Origin of the sequence: Serratia sp. FS14 (genome assembly GCF_000695995.1) — a bacterium.
Classification (GTDB): domain Bacteria; phylum Pseudomonadota; class Gammaproteobacteria; order Enterobacterales; family Enterobacteriaceae; genus Serratia; species Serratia nematodiphila.
On the sequence record NZ_CP005927.1, the window covers coordinates 4,161,803 to 4,175,846 of the forward strand.

Sequence of the window (14,044 nt, forward strand, 5' to 3'; positions counted from 1 at the left end):
GATCACCCCAGTCCAGGGATATCGACGCCGAAAGTCTGCAGCAGCAACACCACGTTGAGCAGCACGATCACCACCGTGCCGGTCACCGCCGCCAGACTGGTCCAGCGGCCGTTGGCGAACTCGCCCATGATGTCGCGGCGGCGGGTGAACATCACCAGCGCGATCATCGGCGCCGGCAGCGCCAGGCTCAGCACCACCTGACTGTAGACCAACGCGTCGGTGGCATTGACGCCCATCGCCACCACGATAAACGCCGGCACCATGGTCACCAAGCGGCGCACCCACACCGGGATACGGAAGCCGACGAAGCCCTGCATGATCATTTGCCCGGCCATGGTGCCCACCACCGAGCTGGAAATGCCGGAGGCGATCAGCGACGCCAGGAAGATGCCGGCCGCCGCCGCGCCGAACAGCGGCGTCAGCGTATGGTAGGCGGTGCCGATTTCGGCCACGTCGCTGTTACCGGCGTGGAAGGCGCTCGAGGCCATGATCACCATCGCAATATTCACCAGCCCGGCAAGCGCCAGCGCGATCACCACTTCAATATTGGAAAAACGCAGCAGCTTGCGCCGCTCGCCGTTGCCGCTGGCGGGGCTGCGGTGCTGAGTCAATCCCGAGTGCAGGAAAATGGCGTGCGGCATCACGGTGGCGCCGATAATGCCGACAGCGATGGTCAGCGCCTGGGCATCCGGCAACTGCGGCGTCACCATGCCGAGGCCGGCCGCCTGCCAGTCCACCGGTACGATGAACATCTCCACCAGGTAGCACAGCGCGATGATGCCCACCAGACCGCCAATCATCAGCTCGACCGGGCGGAAACCTTTTTTCTCCACCATCAGCAGCGCATAAGTGATCACCGCCGTCACCCCCATCCCCGCCAGCAGCGGCATATGGAACAGCAGCGCCAGCGCGATCGCCCCGCCGAGAAACTCCGCCAGATCGGTGGCCATCGCCGCCACTTCGCTGAGCAGCCACATGCCGATCACCACCGGCCGTGAAAACTGGTCGCGGCACATTTCCGCCAGATTGCGGTTGGTGACGATGCCCAGTTTGGCCGACAGCGCCTGAAACAGCATGGCGATCAGGTTGGCCATCACCACCACCCACAGCAGGCTGTAGCCGTATTTCGCCCCGGCCTGAATGTTGGTGGCGAAATTACCGGGATCCATATAGGCGATAGAGGCAATCACCGCCGGGCCGGCGAACAGCAACGGCGTGAAGGCACCGCGCTTGCGTCCGGCAAGGGCGGCGCCAATCGCGATGTTGGTCCGTTCGGTTAACGATGAGGGGGTTGCCGCGTCACGCATGAATTGCCCTTAATCTTTTGCTGGTTATTTTTCCACCGATCATGCTGACAATGTAGCATCGGCTACACTTTATGCAACAGGCGAAATTCATTGGCTTTGTGTAGAGATATTTCTAACTACCACAATGCGTGGCATCGAATTGATAATGTGTGCTATTTGGACTAACTTAGGGCAACCCTCCCCGCATTGCCGGGAGACGCCATTTTTATGCTTACAGGACGCCCCACGCTATGGTTACCCGCGCGCCAGATAACGCCGACCGCTCCGCCCTGACCGACATGCCGGACGAGGCCGAGCACGCCCTGCGTTTTAGCCGCGCCCGCGAAGCGCAGTCCAATGCGCTGATCGAAGATTACGTTGAGCTGATCGCCGATTTGCTGCAAAGCACCCGCGAAGCCAGAACCACCGATATCGCGCGCCGTTTCGGCGTGTCTCACCCGACGGCGATCAAAAATATCGCGCGGCTGAAAAGCGCCGGGCTGGTGGAGTCGCGCCCTTATCGCGGGGTGTTTCTAACCGAGGAAGGCGAGCAGCTGGCGCAGAAGGTGCGCCGCCGTCACCGCATCGTGGTCGATCTGCTGATGTGCCTCGGGGTGCCGAGCGAAACCGCCGAGCTGGACAGCGAAGGGATTGAACACCATATCTCGGACGAAACGCTGGCGGTGTTCGAGCACTACCTGCAGCAGCACGCCAAACCCTGAGCCCCGGAGCGCCGATGAGCTACGCCGTGCAGCAAATTCATGATCTGCGCCTGGTGGTTTTCGCCGAGGCCGGGCCGATGCTGAAAGATGAAAATGACGTCAGCCTGTTTATCGCGCCCGCCTTTGAACACGAGGCCGGGATGATCGTCCTCCCCGTCAGCCGCCTGGACGCCGCCTTTTTCCAGCTGAGGAGCGGCGTGGCCGGCGCCATATTGCAGAAATTCATCAACTACCGCCTGCGTGTGGCGCTGCTGGGCGATATCACTCCCTGGCTGGCACAAAGCAACGCGCTGCAAGACTTTGTGCGTGAAGCCAATCGCGGCGAACAGGTCTGGTTCCTCCCTTCTCTCGCCGAGCTCGAACAGCGCCTTGGCGCCTGAAAGCAGGCAATAAAAAAGGGAGGCTTTCGCCTCCCTTGGTAACTCCCCTGCCTGAATCAGTGATTACGGATGTATTCGTCCATATCGGTTTTCAGGTTGTCGGACTTGGTGCCGAAGATGGCCTGCACGCCGGAGCCAGCGACGACTACGCCGGCTGCGCCCAGTTTCTTCAGGCCCGCCTGGTCAACTTTGGACACGTCGGCCACGCTGACGCGCAGACGAGTGATGCAAGCATCCAGGTTAGTGATGTTTTCTTTGCCGCCGAAGGCCTGAACCAGCGCCGCGGACATTTCGGAACCGCCCTGCGCAGACTGCTCGGCAGCGGTGTCTTCACGGCCTGGCGTTTTCAGATCCAGCTTGGCGATCAGCACGCGGAAGACGGTGTAGTACACCAGACCGTAGACGATGCCGACGATTGGGAACAGCCAGATTTTGCTGCTGTTGCCGCTCAGTACGATAAAGTCGATCAGACCGTGCGAGAAGCTGGTGCCGTCACGCATGCCCAACAGGATGCAGATTGGGAACGCCAGGCCGGCCAGGATAGCGTGGATCACATACAGGATCGGCGCGACGAACATGAAGGAGAACTCGATCGGCTCGGTGATACCGGTCAGGAACGAGGTCAGCGCGGCGGAGATCATGATGCCGCCGACTTTCGCGCGGTTTTCCGGCTTGGCCGAGTGCCAGATGGCGATGGCCGCAGCAGGCAGACCGTACATTTTGAACAGGAAGCCGCCGGACAGTTTGCCCGCGGTCGGGTCGCCCGCCATGTAGCGAGGGATATCACCGTGGAATACCTGGCCCGCCGCGTTGGTGAACTCGCCAATTTGCATTTGGAACGGGACGTTCCAGATGTGGTGCAGACCGAACGGCACCAGAGCACGCTCAACCACGCCGTAGATGCCGAAGGCCACTACCGGGTTCTGATAAGCCGCCCACTGCGAGAAGGTCTGGATAGCCGTACCGATCGGCGGCCAGATGAAGGACAGCACTACGCCCAGAACGATCGCCGCCAGACCGGAAATGATCGGTACGAAACGCTTACCGGCAAAGAAGCCCAGGTATTCCGGCAGTTGAATGCGGAAGAAGCGGTTAAACATATAGGCCGCGATGGCGCCGGAGATAATCCCCCCGAGCACACCGGTATCCGCCAGGTGTTTGGCCGCAATTTCTTCAGCCGGCAAGTGCAGCACCAGCGGCGCAACCACCGCCATGGTTTTCACCATGATGCCGTAAGCCACCACTGCCGCCAGCGCGGAAACGCCGTCGTTGTTGGTGAAGCCCAAGGCGACGCCGATGGCGAAAATCAGCGGCATGTTGGCGAAGACCGAACCGCCCGCTTCCGCCATCACGTGGGAGACTACCGCAGGTAGCCAGCTAAAGTTGGCGGAACCGACGCCCAGCAGGATACCTGCGATAGGCAACACGGACACCGGCAGCATTAGCGATTTACCTACTTTTTGCAGGTTTGCAAATGCGTTCTTGAACATAGTTGAGTGTGCTCCTGAGTAATAATGCTTTGCTACTTCTTGTCGCGATTGGTCGCGCTGCAAGGGGGGGAGAAAAACCCCTGCAATTCAGGGTGTCTGAGCACCCCTTGAATTTATTACGCAGAGTAAAATAAATAGCCTGCGCAATGTTTGATGACAATCACGTTTCGATGATCGAGCCGCGACAACTTTGCATAAACCGGCGTTTTTTTGGCAAAACAGAGCAAAAAACGCGCGCCAATCACCCTGAAACGGGAGCGAACCTTACCCGTTTCAGTGATTAATTACGAGCTTAAAAAAAATTACGCAGACAATGACCTACCGCTATAGCCTAGGCCAAAGATCACAGTTCGAGGTGAAATAAGCGTGAAAAGTTGGCGGTGGTCGCTTCGGCCAGCTGTTCCAGGCTGACGCCCTTCAATACCGCCATGTATTCAGCCACATCACGCACATAGGCGGGTTGGTTTTCTTTGCCGCGATGCGGCACCGGCGCCAGATAAGGCGAGTCGGTTTCCACCAGCATGCGATCCAGCGGCACGTAGCGTGCCACTTCGCGCAGCTGTTCAGCATTGCGGAAGGTGACGATGCCGGAGAAGGAGATGTAGAAGCCCAGATCCAGCAAGGCTTCGGCCGTGGCCAAATCTTCAGTGAAGCAGTGCAGCACGCCGCCGCAGTCTTGCGCGTTCTCTTCACGCAGGATCGCCAGCGTGTCCGCGCGCGCCTCGCGGGTGTGGACGATCACCGGCTTGTTCAGATCACGGCCAATGCGGATATGTTCGCGGAAAGAGTCCTGCTGCAGCTCAAGGTTGTCTTTCTGGTAGAAGTAATCGAGCCCGGTCTCTCCCAGCGCCACTACCCGCTCCGCCGCCGCCAGGCGACGCAGCTCGGCGTAATCATAGCCCTCTTCCAGATTAAGCGGATGCACCCCGCAGGAGAAAGCCACATCGTTGCGCTCGCCGATCAGTTCGGTCATGGAACGGTAACCCGGCAACGTGGTGGCGACCGCCAGCACATAGCCAACGTCGCGCGCCTTGGCCTTGGCCAGCGCGTCGTCCACATTCTGGTGCAGCGTTTGGTAATCCAGGCCATCAAGGTGGCAATGAGAATCGACTAACAACATAATTTTTAACTCTTTTACTTTACAGCGAATGAGGTTGGGAATAGCCGGCGGCACCAAGCATCTGTTCCCAGCGAAGTAACTGTTCGGTCAGCAGCAGCTCGCGGTTGACGCCCACCACGCTGAGCAGCTGGTGACGGCAGTTCAGCCACTGCTGCACAATCTGTTGCAGCGAAGCGCTGCTCAGCAGGCTGGCCAGCTGATGCACCAGCGGTTGCTGATCCTGATTCAATACATAGTGATGCGCGCCCTGTTGCCACTTCATTGCGTCCACCAATAACGCGCACAGCCAATGCAGGCGTTCGGCGACGTCTTCATGGTTTAGCACCGGCAACAGCGACAGCATATCGCGTTGCGGCAGCGCGGCGCTCAATGCGGCGCACAGGGCGCCGCGCTGTTGCCACTGCTGCGGTTGCAACAGCTGCTCGGCGGCCAGGGGGGCGCCGTCGTGCAGGCGCAGCGCCGTGACTCGGTCTGTCTGAGAGCCCGCCGCCTGCCGGCCCAACCACTGCAGGCTGAGCTGCTCATCCGGGCTGGCCAAATGCCAGTACAGGCAGCGGCTGCGCAGCGTCGCCATCAGCCGCGACGGTTCACGGCAACCCAACAGAAAATAGGTTTTCTCCGGCGGCTCCTCCAGCGTTTTCAACAGCGCGTTGGCCGCCGCCTCGGTCAGCTGTTCCGCCTGCGGCAGCCAAATCACCTTGTCGCCGCCCTGCTGCGCGTGGGCGTACAGCGTTTCAATCACCTGGCGGATGGGTTCGATGCCCAGGCTGCTCTTGCCCTTTTCCGGCGCCAGCACGTGATAATCCGGGTGATTGCCCGCCAGCATCAGCCGGCAGCTGTGGCACTCGCCGCAGCTTTTTTCGCCGTTGCGTTGTTGGCAGATCAACCAACGGCTCAGGCCGTAGGCCAGCGCATCGTCACCGTTGCCCGCCGCCGCATGCAGCAGCAGCGCATGATGGCCACGGCCGTCGGCGTACTGCCCAATCAGCTGGCGATAAGGGCCATTCAGCCACGGGTACCAGTTCATTATGCGCCTTCCTGCTGCCGCAGCCAGTGGCTGACGCAGTCGCGGATCGCCGCAGTCACCTGTTCCAGCGGCTGGGCCGCGTCGACGGTGACGATCGTTTCGTCCTGCGCCGCCAGTTCGAGATAGCGAGCGCGGGTGCGTTCGAAGAACGGCAGCGCCTCCTGTTCGATGCGATCCAACTGGCCGCGCGCCTGCGCGCGTTGCAGGCCGACCAGCGGCGGCAGATCGAGATAGACCGTCAGATCCGGGCGGAAATCCCCCAGCACGGTGTCGCGCAGCGAGGTCATCAGCTGCGGATCCACTCCACGGCCGCCGCCCTGATAGGCTTGTGAAGAGAGATCGTGGCGATCGCCCACCACCCAGGCGCCGCGCGCCAGGGCGGGTTTGATCACGGTTTCCACCAGCTGCACGCGCGCAGCGTACAGCATCAAAACTTCGGCCTTGATGGTCGGCAATTCGCCGTCGATGCCGCGCTTGAACAGGTCGCGCAGCTTCTCCGCCAGCGGAGTGCCGCCCGGCTCGCGGGTGAAAACGATGTCGTTGATGCCATGTTCACGCAGCACATTGACTACCGTGTCGCGCGCGGTGGTTTTGCCCGCGCCTTCCAGCCCTTCGATTACAACGAATTTACTTTTCATTCTTTTCCTTTAACGCCTGACGGTACACGCGCACCGCCTGGTTATGGCTCGCCAGATTGGTGGTGAAGGTATGCCCACCCTTGCCGTCGGCGACAAAATAGAGATATGGCGTTTTGGCCGGATTGGCGGCCGCTTGCAGCGAGGCCTCGCCCGGCATGGCGATCGGCGTTGGCGGCAGGCCGGCGATCACATAGGTGTTGTAAGGCGTCGGCGTCTCCAGATCCTTGCGCGTGATGTTGCCATTATAGCGCTCGCCCATGCCGTAGATCACCGTCGGATCGGTCTGCAGACGCATGCCGATGCGCAAACGGTTTACGAACACCGACGCCACCTTGCTGCGCTCTTCCGGCACGGCGGTCTCTTTCTCGACGATCGATGCCATGGTCAGCAGCTCTTCCGGCGTTTTGTACGGCAGACTGGTGTCGCGGCCGTCCCAGGCGGCCTGCAGCGCTTTGTTCATGCGGACGTGGGCGCGTTTGAGTAGCGCGATGTCGCTCATGCCGGCGGTATACTGGTAGGTATCCGGGTACAGCCGCCCTTCCGGGGTTTCTCCTGCAGCAATGCCGAGCGCGGCGGCGATCTCCGCGTCGCTTTTGCCCGCCAGAGTGTGTTTCAGGTATTTGGACTGCTGGAGCACCTGCTGCCAGTCACGCAGGCGTGAGCCTTCGATAAAGCGCGCGGTGAACTGCGCCTCTTTGCCGCTGGCCAACAGTTTCAGCATCTGGCGCACCGTCATGCCCGGCGTGAACCGGTAGGTTCCGGCCTTGAACTCCGCCAGCTCCGGTTCCAGTTTCAGCAGCCACTGGAACCAGCGGCCGCTGCGCACCAGTTTATCGCGCACCAGTAACCCTTCCAGCGCCACCCGGCCAGTGCCGGCAGGCAGTTTGAAGATAGTCTCTTGCTGGATAGCCAGCGGCGTATCGGCAAAGCGTTCGATCTTCTGGTAGCCCCAAAACAGCAGCGCCAATGCCAGAACAACAATAACAGACAGGACCTTCAGCTTTCTTTTCTTCATCAATCAGCCATGGTTAACAGTGTGGACGCAAAAAATCATACAGCTGGCGCGAATGATAACGCCATGATTGAGCAACGTTTACCGGCAGCAGCGGCATCAGCGCGTTGCTCACCAAGACTTCGTCGGCATCGGCCAGCGTCTCCAGCGGCTCGCTGACGCAGTGCAGACGGTATTCCGATCCCGCCAGCAACGCGATCACCCGTCGCCGCATCAGGCCCGCGACGCCCGCCTGGCTCAGATCCGGGGTAAACACCGCTTTTCCCTTACGCCAGAACAAATTAGCCGCACAGCATTCCACCAGCATACCGGCAGTGTCAAGCACCAGCGCCTCGTCGGCGGCCGTCTGGTCAAGATGCGCGCGGATCAGCACCTGCTCCAGGCGGTTCAAATGCTTCAACCCCGCCAGCAGCGGATTGCGCGCCAGCGCCACCGGGCTGAGCGCAAGCGTGATGCCCTGCTCGCGCCATTGCAAATAGTGCGCAGGGTAGCTGCTGCGGGCGACGATGCGCGTCGGGTTTTCGCACCCCGTCGGGCTGTAACCTCGTCCACCGCTGCCGCGCGTCAGTATCGCTTTGACCACACCGAGCGAAATTGATTCTGCCGCCTGCGCCATCTCGCGCTCGAAAGCCGGCCAATCGGTGGCGGGCAGCATCAGCCGTTGGGCCGCCTGCTGCAGCCGCTCCAGATGCCAGGGCAGCAGCTCGATTTTACCGTCGATAACCCGGGCGGTAGTAAAGCAGCCGTCGCCGAACTGCAGACCACGATCGCTCGGCGCCAGCGCATCGTGGCGTTGTCCGTTAATCCAGTACATGCTTCCTCCGGTTGCCGGGTGATTTCATTACGCTCGCAGAATAACAGGCGGCGAGGCAATACGCAGCCCTGCTGACGGCCGGACGCCAGGCGTAAAAAAGCCCGGTTAAAAAACCGGGCTTTTCATCAGCGAACAACCTCGCGAGTTACACTCGGCGGAAGATAAGCGAGCCGTTGGTGCCGCCGAAGCCGAAGGAGTTACACAGGGTGTACTCCATATCGCTGACCTGGCGCGCTTCATGAGGCACGAAGTCCAGATCGCAACCTTCATCCGGGTTATCCAGGTTGATGGTCGGCGGTACCGCCTGATCGCGCAGCGCCAGCACGGTAAAGATGGACTCGATCGCGCCCGCCGCACCCAACAGGTGGCCGGTCATCGATTTGGTCGAGCTCACCAGCACGCGCTCTGCATCGGCGCCGAACACGGATTTCACCGCCTGCGCTTCCGCCTGGTCACCCGCCGGCGTAGAGGTGCCGTGTGCGTTGATGTAACCGATTTGTGATGGGGTCACACCGGCGTCAAGCAGGGCATTTTCCATCGCCAACGCGGCGCCAGCGCCGTTTTCCGGTGGTGACGTCATGTGATAAGCATCGCTGCTCATCCCAAAGCCAACCACTTCGGCGTAGATTTTCGCGCCGCGCTTTTTCGCGTGTTCGTACTCTTCCAGCACCATCATGCCGGCGCCGTCGCCCAACACGAAGCCGTCGCGGTCTTTATCCCACGGACGGCTCGCCGCCTGCGGGTTGTCATTACGGGTGGACAGGGCGCGCGCTGCGCCAAAGCCGCCGACGCCCAATGGGGTGCTGGCTTTCTCTGCCCCACCGGCCAGCATCACGTCCGCATCATTGTAAGCAATGATACGCGCGGCATGGCCGATGTTGTGTACACCTGAAGTACAGGCGGTGGCGATGGAAATGCTTGGGCCACGCATGCCGTACATGATTGTCAGGTGACCTGCAATCATATTCACAATGGTGGAAGGCACGAAGAACGGACTGATTTTCCGTGGGCCACCGTTAACCAGTGAACTGTGGTTTTCTTCAATCAAACCCAGGCCGCCGATGCCGGAACCGATCGCGGCTCCAATGCGGCTGGCGTTAGCCTCGGTGATGTCCAGACCTGCATCCTGCATGGCTTGCATGCCGGCAGCGATACCGTACTGGATAAAGGCGTCCATCTTGCGCGCATCTTTGCGAGAGATGAAATCCTCAGAATTAAAATTCTTTACCAGGCCAGCAAACTTGGTCGCATAGGCAGTGGTATCGAAATGGTCGATCAGGCTGATGCCACTCTGACCGGCAAGAAGAGCGTTCCACGTGGACTCTACCGTATTGCCGACAGGAGACAACATGCCCAGTCCGGTCACAACTACTCGACGCTTAGACACGTTTGTCCTCCAGGGAGGGAAAAATATGACACTAGGGATAGAAAAAACTTAGGCGGTCGAACGACCGCCTAGATATGTTCTCTTACTGCTGGCTAGCGTTGATGAAATCAATAGCTGCCTGAACAGTAGTGATCTTCTCAGCTTCTTCGTCTGGAATCTCGGTGTCGAATTCTTCTTCCAGTGCCATTACCAGCTCAACGGTGTCAAGAGAATCAGCGCCCAGATCTTCAACGAAAGAAGCGTTGTTCAAAACTTCTTCCTGTTTAACACCCAGTTGCTCAACAATGATTTTCTTAACGCGTTCTTCGATAGTGCTCATACTCTTAAATTTCCTATCAAAACTCGCTTTCGCGATGGTTTTCGTAGTGTATAAAATGCTGAAAAAGATGCAACTAAATCCCGGCTGGTCAAACCACGATTTTACGCTATTTTGCGGTTTTTGCCTCAAATAACGCAAATGGTTTTCACATTTTTTAAATCATGTACATGCCGCCATTGACATGTAACGTTTCACCGGTGATATAGCCGGCCTCATCAGAGGCCAAAAATGCAACAGCGCTGGCGATTTCTTTAGCATCGCCCAGCCGGTTGGCTGGAACTGATGACAAAATGCCTGCGCGTTGATCATCTGTCAACGCCCGTGTCATGTCCGTCTCAATAAAGCCAGGTGCCACGACGTTGACCGTAATGCCACGAGAAGCAACTTCACGTGCCAAAGATTTGCTAAAACCAATCAGACCGGCTTTAGCCGCCGCGTAGTTCGCCTGCCCTGCGTTCCCCATGGTGCCGACAACGGAACCGATGGTGATGATACGGCCAAACCGCTTTTTCATCATAGCGCGCATTACCGCTTTTGACAGGCGGAATACGGAAGTCAGGTTAGTGTCGAGGATATCCTCCCACTCATCATCCTTCATACGCATCAGCAGGTTATCACGCGTAATGCCGGCATTATTCACTAAAATGTCGATTTCGCCAAATTCGGCGCGAATCGATGCCAGCACGCTGTCGATAGATTGCGCATCAACAACGTTCAACATAAACCCTTTGCCGTTTGCGCCCAGGTAGCCGCTGATCGCTTCAGCGCCGCTCTCGCTGGTCGCGGTGCCGATCACTTTGGCGCCGCGGGCCACAAACGTTTCTGCAATAGCTCGGCCAATACCGCGGCTCGCGCCGGTGACCAGAACGATTTTACCTTCGAAGCTCATCATTTTCCTCTTTATTGTTCAAGCGCCGCCGACAGGCTGGCGGTGTCGTTCACCGCCGCAGCCGTCAGGGTGTCAACAATACGTTTAGTGAGACCGGTCAGCACTTTGCCCGGCCCCACTTCCAGCAGCGACGTCACTCCCTGTGCTGCGATAAATTCTACGCTTTCGGTCCAACGCACCGGGCTGTACAGCTGACGCACCAGCGCGCTGCGGATCGCTTCAGGATCGTTTTCGGTGCGTACGTCGACGTTGTTCACCACCGGCACCTGAGGCGCGTTGAAGGTGATGTCCTGCAGCGCCACGGCCAACTTGTCGGCGGCCGGTTTCATCAGCGCGCAGTGCGAAGGCACGCTCACCGGCAGCGGCAGCGCACGTTTGGCGCCGGCCGCTTTACAGGCGGCGCCTGCACGTTCAACCGCTTCTTTATTGCCGGCGATAACCACCTGGCCCGGCGAGTTGAAGTTGACCGGAGAAACCACCTGTCCCTGCGCGGACTCTTCGCACGCCTTGGCGATCGCGTCGTTGTCCAGGCCGATGATGGCGTACATAGCGCCGGTGCCTTCCGGCACCGCTTCCTGCATCAGCTTGCCGCGCAGCTCGACCAGGCGGATCGCCGCCTTGAAGTCCAGCACGCCGGCGCAGACCAGCGCCGAGTATTCGCCCAGGCTGTGGCCCGCCATCAATGCGGGCGCTTTACCGCCCTGCTGCTGCCACACGCGGAAAATCGCCACGGAAGCCGCCAGCAGAGCCGGTTGGGTCTGCCAGGTCTTGTTCAGCTCTTCCGCCGGGCCTTGCTGCACCAGCGGCCATAGGTCGTAACCCAGCGCGGAAGAGGCCTCGCCGAAAGTCTCTTCGACGATCGGGAACTGTGCGGCCAATTCGGCCAGCATGCCAACGGCCTGCGACCCCTGGCCTGGGAAAACAAAAGCAAATTGCGTCATTTTTTATTCCTGTTCAAATCAGAAACGAACCAGCGCCGAGCCCCAGGTAAAGCCGCCGCCGAAGGCTTCCAGCAGCACCAGCTGGCCGCGCTGAATTCGCCCGTCTCGCACGGCTTCGTCCAGTGCGGAAGGCACCGAGGCGGCAGAGGTGTTGCCGTGACGATCGAGCGTCACCACCACTTTGTCCATCCCCATGCCCAGTTTTTTCGCCGTTGCGCTGATGATGCGCAGGTTGGCCTGGTGCGGCACCAGCCAATCCAGCTCGCTGCGGTCCATGTTGTTGGCCTGCAACGTCTCATCGACGATGCGTGCCAGTTCGGTGACCGCAACCTTGAAAACTTCATTGCCCGCCATGGTGACATAGGCCGGCTTGTCTTGATTCTGACGATCCTTGTAAGGCAGCGTCAGCAGGCTGCCGTAGCTGCCGTCGGCATGCAGGTGGGTAGACAGAATGCCCTGCTCTTCAGAAGCCCCCAGCACCACCGCCCCTGCGCCATCGCCAAACAGAATGATGGTGCCGCGATCTTCAGGATCCAGCGTGCGCGACAAGACGTCCGCGCCGATAACCAGCGCATGTTTGACCGCGCCGTTTTTCACGTACTGATCGGCCACGCTGAGCGCATAAGTAAAGCCGGCGCAGGCCGCAGCCAGATCGAACGCCGCGCAGTCTTTGATGCCGAGCATTTGCTGCACCAGGCACGCCGCACTCGGGAACGCGTGAGTCGTCGTGGTGGTCGCCACGACGATCAGCCCAATGTCTTCTTTAGCCACACCTGCCATTTCCAGCGCTTTCTCAGCGGCCTGGAAGCTCATCGTCGCGACGGTTTCATCCGCAGCGGCGATGCGACGTTCGCGAATACCGGTACGCGTGACGATCCACTCGTCAGAGGTATCCACCATTTTTTCCAAATCAGCATTGGTGCGCACTTGTACGGGCAAATAACTCCCCGTACCGAGAATCTTTGTATACATGTACGATCAGTCACTCTTAGGTAATACAGCCTCAAGGCGCGCAGCAATCCTTTCCGGGACTTGCCGCTGCACCGCCTGCACAGCCTGTTCGATTGCGACTGCAAACGCGTGAGGGTTCGCAGCGCCGTGGCTCTTGACTACGGTGCTGCGCAATCCTAACAGACATGCGCCATTATACTGGTCGGGGTTCAGGTGGCCGAACCGCTTGACCACCCGTTTTTGCAACCAACGGCCCAATAATTTCAGCCACCAGGCTCGCTTGTTTCCATCGCCGGACGATTTCAGCAGCGATAAGAACACCCTGACCACCCCTTCCATGGTTTTCAGCGTGACGTTGCCCACGAAGCCGTCGCAGACCAACACATCGGTCTTGCCGGTGAGCAGTTCGTTTCCTTCCAGGTAACCAATATAGTTGATTGCCGGAGTATTTTTTAGCACCGCGGCCGCTTCGCGGATATTATCCAGGCCTTTGGTCTCTTCTTCGCCAATATTCAGCAGCGCCACCCGCGGTTGCGCAATGCCGATCACCTCTTCCGCCATCACCGCGCCCATCACGGCAAACTGCACCAGCATGGTGCTGTCGCACTCGACGTTGGCGCCCAGATCCAGCACCACGGTTTTGCTGCGCTGCTGGTTCGGGATCACCGTCATCAGCGCCGGGCGCTCAATGCCCTCCAACGGCTTGACCAACAGCTTCGCCAATCCCATCAGCGCGCCGGTATTGCCGGCGCTGACGCAGCCCTGCGCGTTGCCGCTGCTGAGCTGTTCGAGCGCAATGCGCATCGACGTGCCGCGGCTGGCGCGTATCGCTTGTGAGGGTTTGGCGTCGCCGGCGATCACAGACTCGGCGGGCACGACTTGCAGACGCTCCAGAAGAACCGGATCGGCGTGGGCAAGCAAAGGGGAGATGGCGTCGGGATTACCGACCAGCAAGAGATGAAGCTGTAAATTAGAGGCCAGTGCCTGCAACGAAGCAGGCACTGTGACGCAGGGACCGAAGTCCCCGCCCATTGCATCTAACGCCAGGGTTAGACGAGTCAAGGTATC

The 14,044-nt window shown here is 59.6% G+C and carries 15 protein-coding genes; 2 read left to right on the top strand and 13 right to left on the bottom strand.

Annotated elements, in window-relative coordinates; genetic code table 11:
• Positions 1-2 precede the first annotated feature (2 nt).
• Complete coding sequence (locus tag L085_RS18990; protein WP_044031473.1) at positions 3-1,307, bottom strand: Nramp family divalent metal transporter; 1,305 nt, start codon at positions 1,305-1,307, stop codon at positions 3-5.
• Between the two features lie 230 nt (positions 1,308-1,537).
• On the opposite strand from L085_RS18990, the gene mntR reads away from it, so the two are divergent.
• Both mntR and L085_RS19000 read left to right on the top strand, forming a co-directional pair.
• Entirely contained in the window at positions 1,538-2,008 is a 471-nt protein-coding gene (gene mntR / locus L085_RS18995; protein ID WP_015377460.1) for a manganese-binding transcriptional regulator MntR, read from the top strand.
• Between the two features lie 14 nt (positions 2,009-2,022).
• Entirely contained in the window at positions 2,023-2,388 is a 366-nt protein-coding gene (locus tag L085_RS19000; protein WP_044031474.1) for a DUF4180 domain-containing protein, read from the top strand.
• Positions 2,389-2,444: 56 nt separating this feature from the next.
• Here the strand turns inward: L085_RS19000 and ptsG are convergent, their stop codons facing one another.
• From ptsG to plsX, 12 genes are all read right to left on the bottom strand, one after another.
• The gene (ptsG, locus tag L085_RS19005; RefSeq protein WP_044031475.1) at positions 2,445-3,878 is read right to left on the bottom strand and encodes a PTS glucose transporter subunit IIBC; all 1,434 of its coding nucleotides are present in this window, start codon (positions 3,876-3,878) and stop codon (positions 2,445-2,447) included.
• A gap of 343 nt (positions 3,879-4,221) precedes the next feature.
• The gene (locus tag L085_RS19010; protein WP_033642690.1) at positions 4,222-4,998 is read right to left on the bottom strand and encodes a metal-dependent hydrolase; all 777 of its coding nucleotides are present in this window, start codon (positions 4,996-4,998) and stop codon (positions 4,222-4,224) included.
• A gap of 19 nt (positions 4,999-5,017) precedes the next feature.
• Complete coding sequence (gene holB, locus L085_RS19015) at positions 5,018-6,025, bottom strand: DNA polymerase III subunit delta' (protein WP_044031476.1); 1,008 nt, start codon at positions 6,023-6,025, stop codon at positions 5,018-5,020.
• Entirely contained in the window at positions 6,025-6,663 is a 639-nt protein-coding gene (tmk, locus tag L085_RS19020; RefSeq protein ID WP_044031477.1) for a dTMP kinase, read from the bottom strand. Before tmk ends, holB begins: the two co-directional genes overlap by 1 nt.
• Complete coding sequence (mltG, locus tag L085_RS19025) at positions 6,653-7,678, bottom strand: endolytic transglycosylase MltG (protein ID WP_044031478.1); 1,026 nt, start codon at positions 7,676-7,678, stop codon at positions 6,653-6,655. Before mltG ends, tmk begins: the two co-directional genes overlap by 11 nt.
• 13 nt (positions 7,679-7,691) lie before the next feature.
• A complete protein-coding gene (gene pabC / locus L085_RS19030) occupies positions 7,692-8,489 on the bottom strand; it encodes an aminodeoxychorismate lyase (protein WP_033642686.1) in 798 nt (265 codons plus the stop codon).
• Positions 8,490-8,634: 145 nt separating this feature from the next.
• Positions 8,635-9,876, bottom strand: a complete 1,242-nt coding sequence (gene fabF, locus L085_RS19035; protein ID WP_033633355.1) for a beta-ketoacyl-ACP synthase II — start codon at positions 9,874-9,876, stop codon at positions 8,635-8,637.
• A gap of 82 nt (positions 9,877-9,958) precedes the next feature.
• The gene (acpP, locus tag L085_RS19040) at positions 9,959-10,195 is read right to left on the bottom strand and encodes an acyl carrier protein (protein WP_004719003.1); all 237 of its coding nucleotides are present in this window, start codon (positions 10,193-10,195) and stop codon (positions 9,959-9,961) included.
• Positions 10,196-10,349: 154 nt separating this feature from the next.
• Positions 10,350-11,084, bottom strand: a complete 735-nt coding sequence (gene fabG / locus L085_RS19045) for a 3-oxoacyl-ACP reductase FabG (protein WP_004928729.1) — start codon at positions 11,082-11,084, stop codon at positions 10,350-10,352.
• 11 nt (positions 11,085-11,095) lie between these two features.
• Positions 11,096-12,025: an ACP S-malonyltransferase gene (gene fabD / locus L085_RS19050; RefSeq protein ID WP_044031479.1), complete on the bottom strand. Its 930-nt coding sequence runs from the start codon at positions 12,023-12,025 to the stop codon at positions 11,096-11,098.
• Positions 12,026-12,043: 18 nt separating this feature from the next.
• Positions 12,044-12,997: a beta-ketoacyl-ACP synthase III gene (locus L085_RS19055; protein WP_033642683.1), complete on the bottom strand. Its 954-nt coding sequence runs from the start codon at positions 12,995-12,997 to the stop codon at positions 12,044-12,046.
• A 6-nt stretch (positions 12,998-13,003) separates the two neighbouring features.
• A complete protein-coding gene (gene plsX / locus L085_RS19060) occupies positions 13,004-14,038 on the bottom strand; it encodes a phosphate acyltransferase PlsX (protein ID WP_071841648.1) in 1,035 nt (344 codons plus the stop codon).
• Positions 14,039-14,044 lie beyond the last annotated feature (6 nt).

Excerpts from the sequence above, each read along its gene's own strand:
- L085_RS18990 (WP_044031473.1), bottom strand. The coding sequence starts at position 1,307 with ATGCGTGACGCGGCAACCCCCTCATCGTTAACCGAACGGACCAACATC.
- mntR (WP_015377460.1), top strand. The coding sequence starts at position 1,538 with ATGGTTACCCGCGCGCCAGATAACGCCGACCGCTCCGCCCTGACCGAC.
- L085_RS19000 (WP_044031474.1), top strand. The coding sequence starts at position 2,023 with ATGAGCTACGCCGTGCAGCAAATTCATGATCTGCGCCTGGTGGTTTTC.
- ptsG (WP_044031475.1), bottom strand. The coding sequence starts at position 3,878 with ATGTTCAAGAACGCATTTGCAAACCTGCAAAAAGTAGGTAAATCGCTA.
- L085_RS19010 (WP_033642690.1), bottom strand. The coding sequence starts at position 4,998 with ATGTTGTTAGTCGATTCTCATTGCCACCTTGATGGCCTGGATTACCAA.
- holB (WP_044031476.1), bottom strand. The coding sequence starts at position 6,025 with ATGAACTGGTACCCGTGGCTGAATGGCCCTTATCGCCAGCTGATTGGG.
- tmk (WP_044031477.1), bottom strand. The coding sequence starts at position 6,663 with ATGAAAAGTAAATTCGTTGTAATCGAAGGGCTGGAAGGCGCGGGCAAA.
- mltG (WP_044031478.1), bottom strand. The coding sequence starts at position 7,678 with ATGAAGAAAAGAAAGCTGAAGGTCCTGTCTGTTATTGTTGTTCTGGCA.
- pabC (WP_033642686.1), bottom strand. The coding sequence starts at position 8,489 with ATGTACTGGATTAACGGACAACGCCACGATGCGCTGGCGCCGAGCGAT.
- acpP (WP_004719003.1), bottom strand. The coding sequence starts at position 10,195 with ATGAGCACTATCGAAGAACGCGTTAAGAAAATCATTGTTGAGCAACTG.
- fabG (WP_004928729.1), bottom strand. The coding sequence starts at position 11,084 with ATGAGCTTCGAAGGTAAAATCGTTCTGGTCACCGGCGCGAGCCGCGGT.
- fabD (WP_044031479.1), bottom strand. The coding sequence starts at position 12,025 with ATGACGCAATTTGCTTTTGTTTTCCCAGGCCAGGGGTCGCAGGCCGTT.
- L085_RS19055 (WP_033642683.1), bottom strand. The coding sequence starts at position 12,997 with ATGTATACAAAGATTCTCGGTACGGGGAGTTATTTGCCCGTACAAGTG.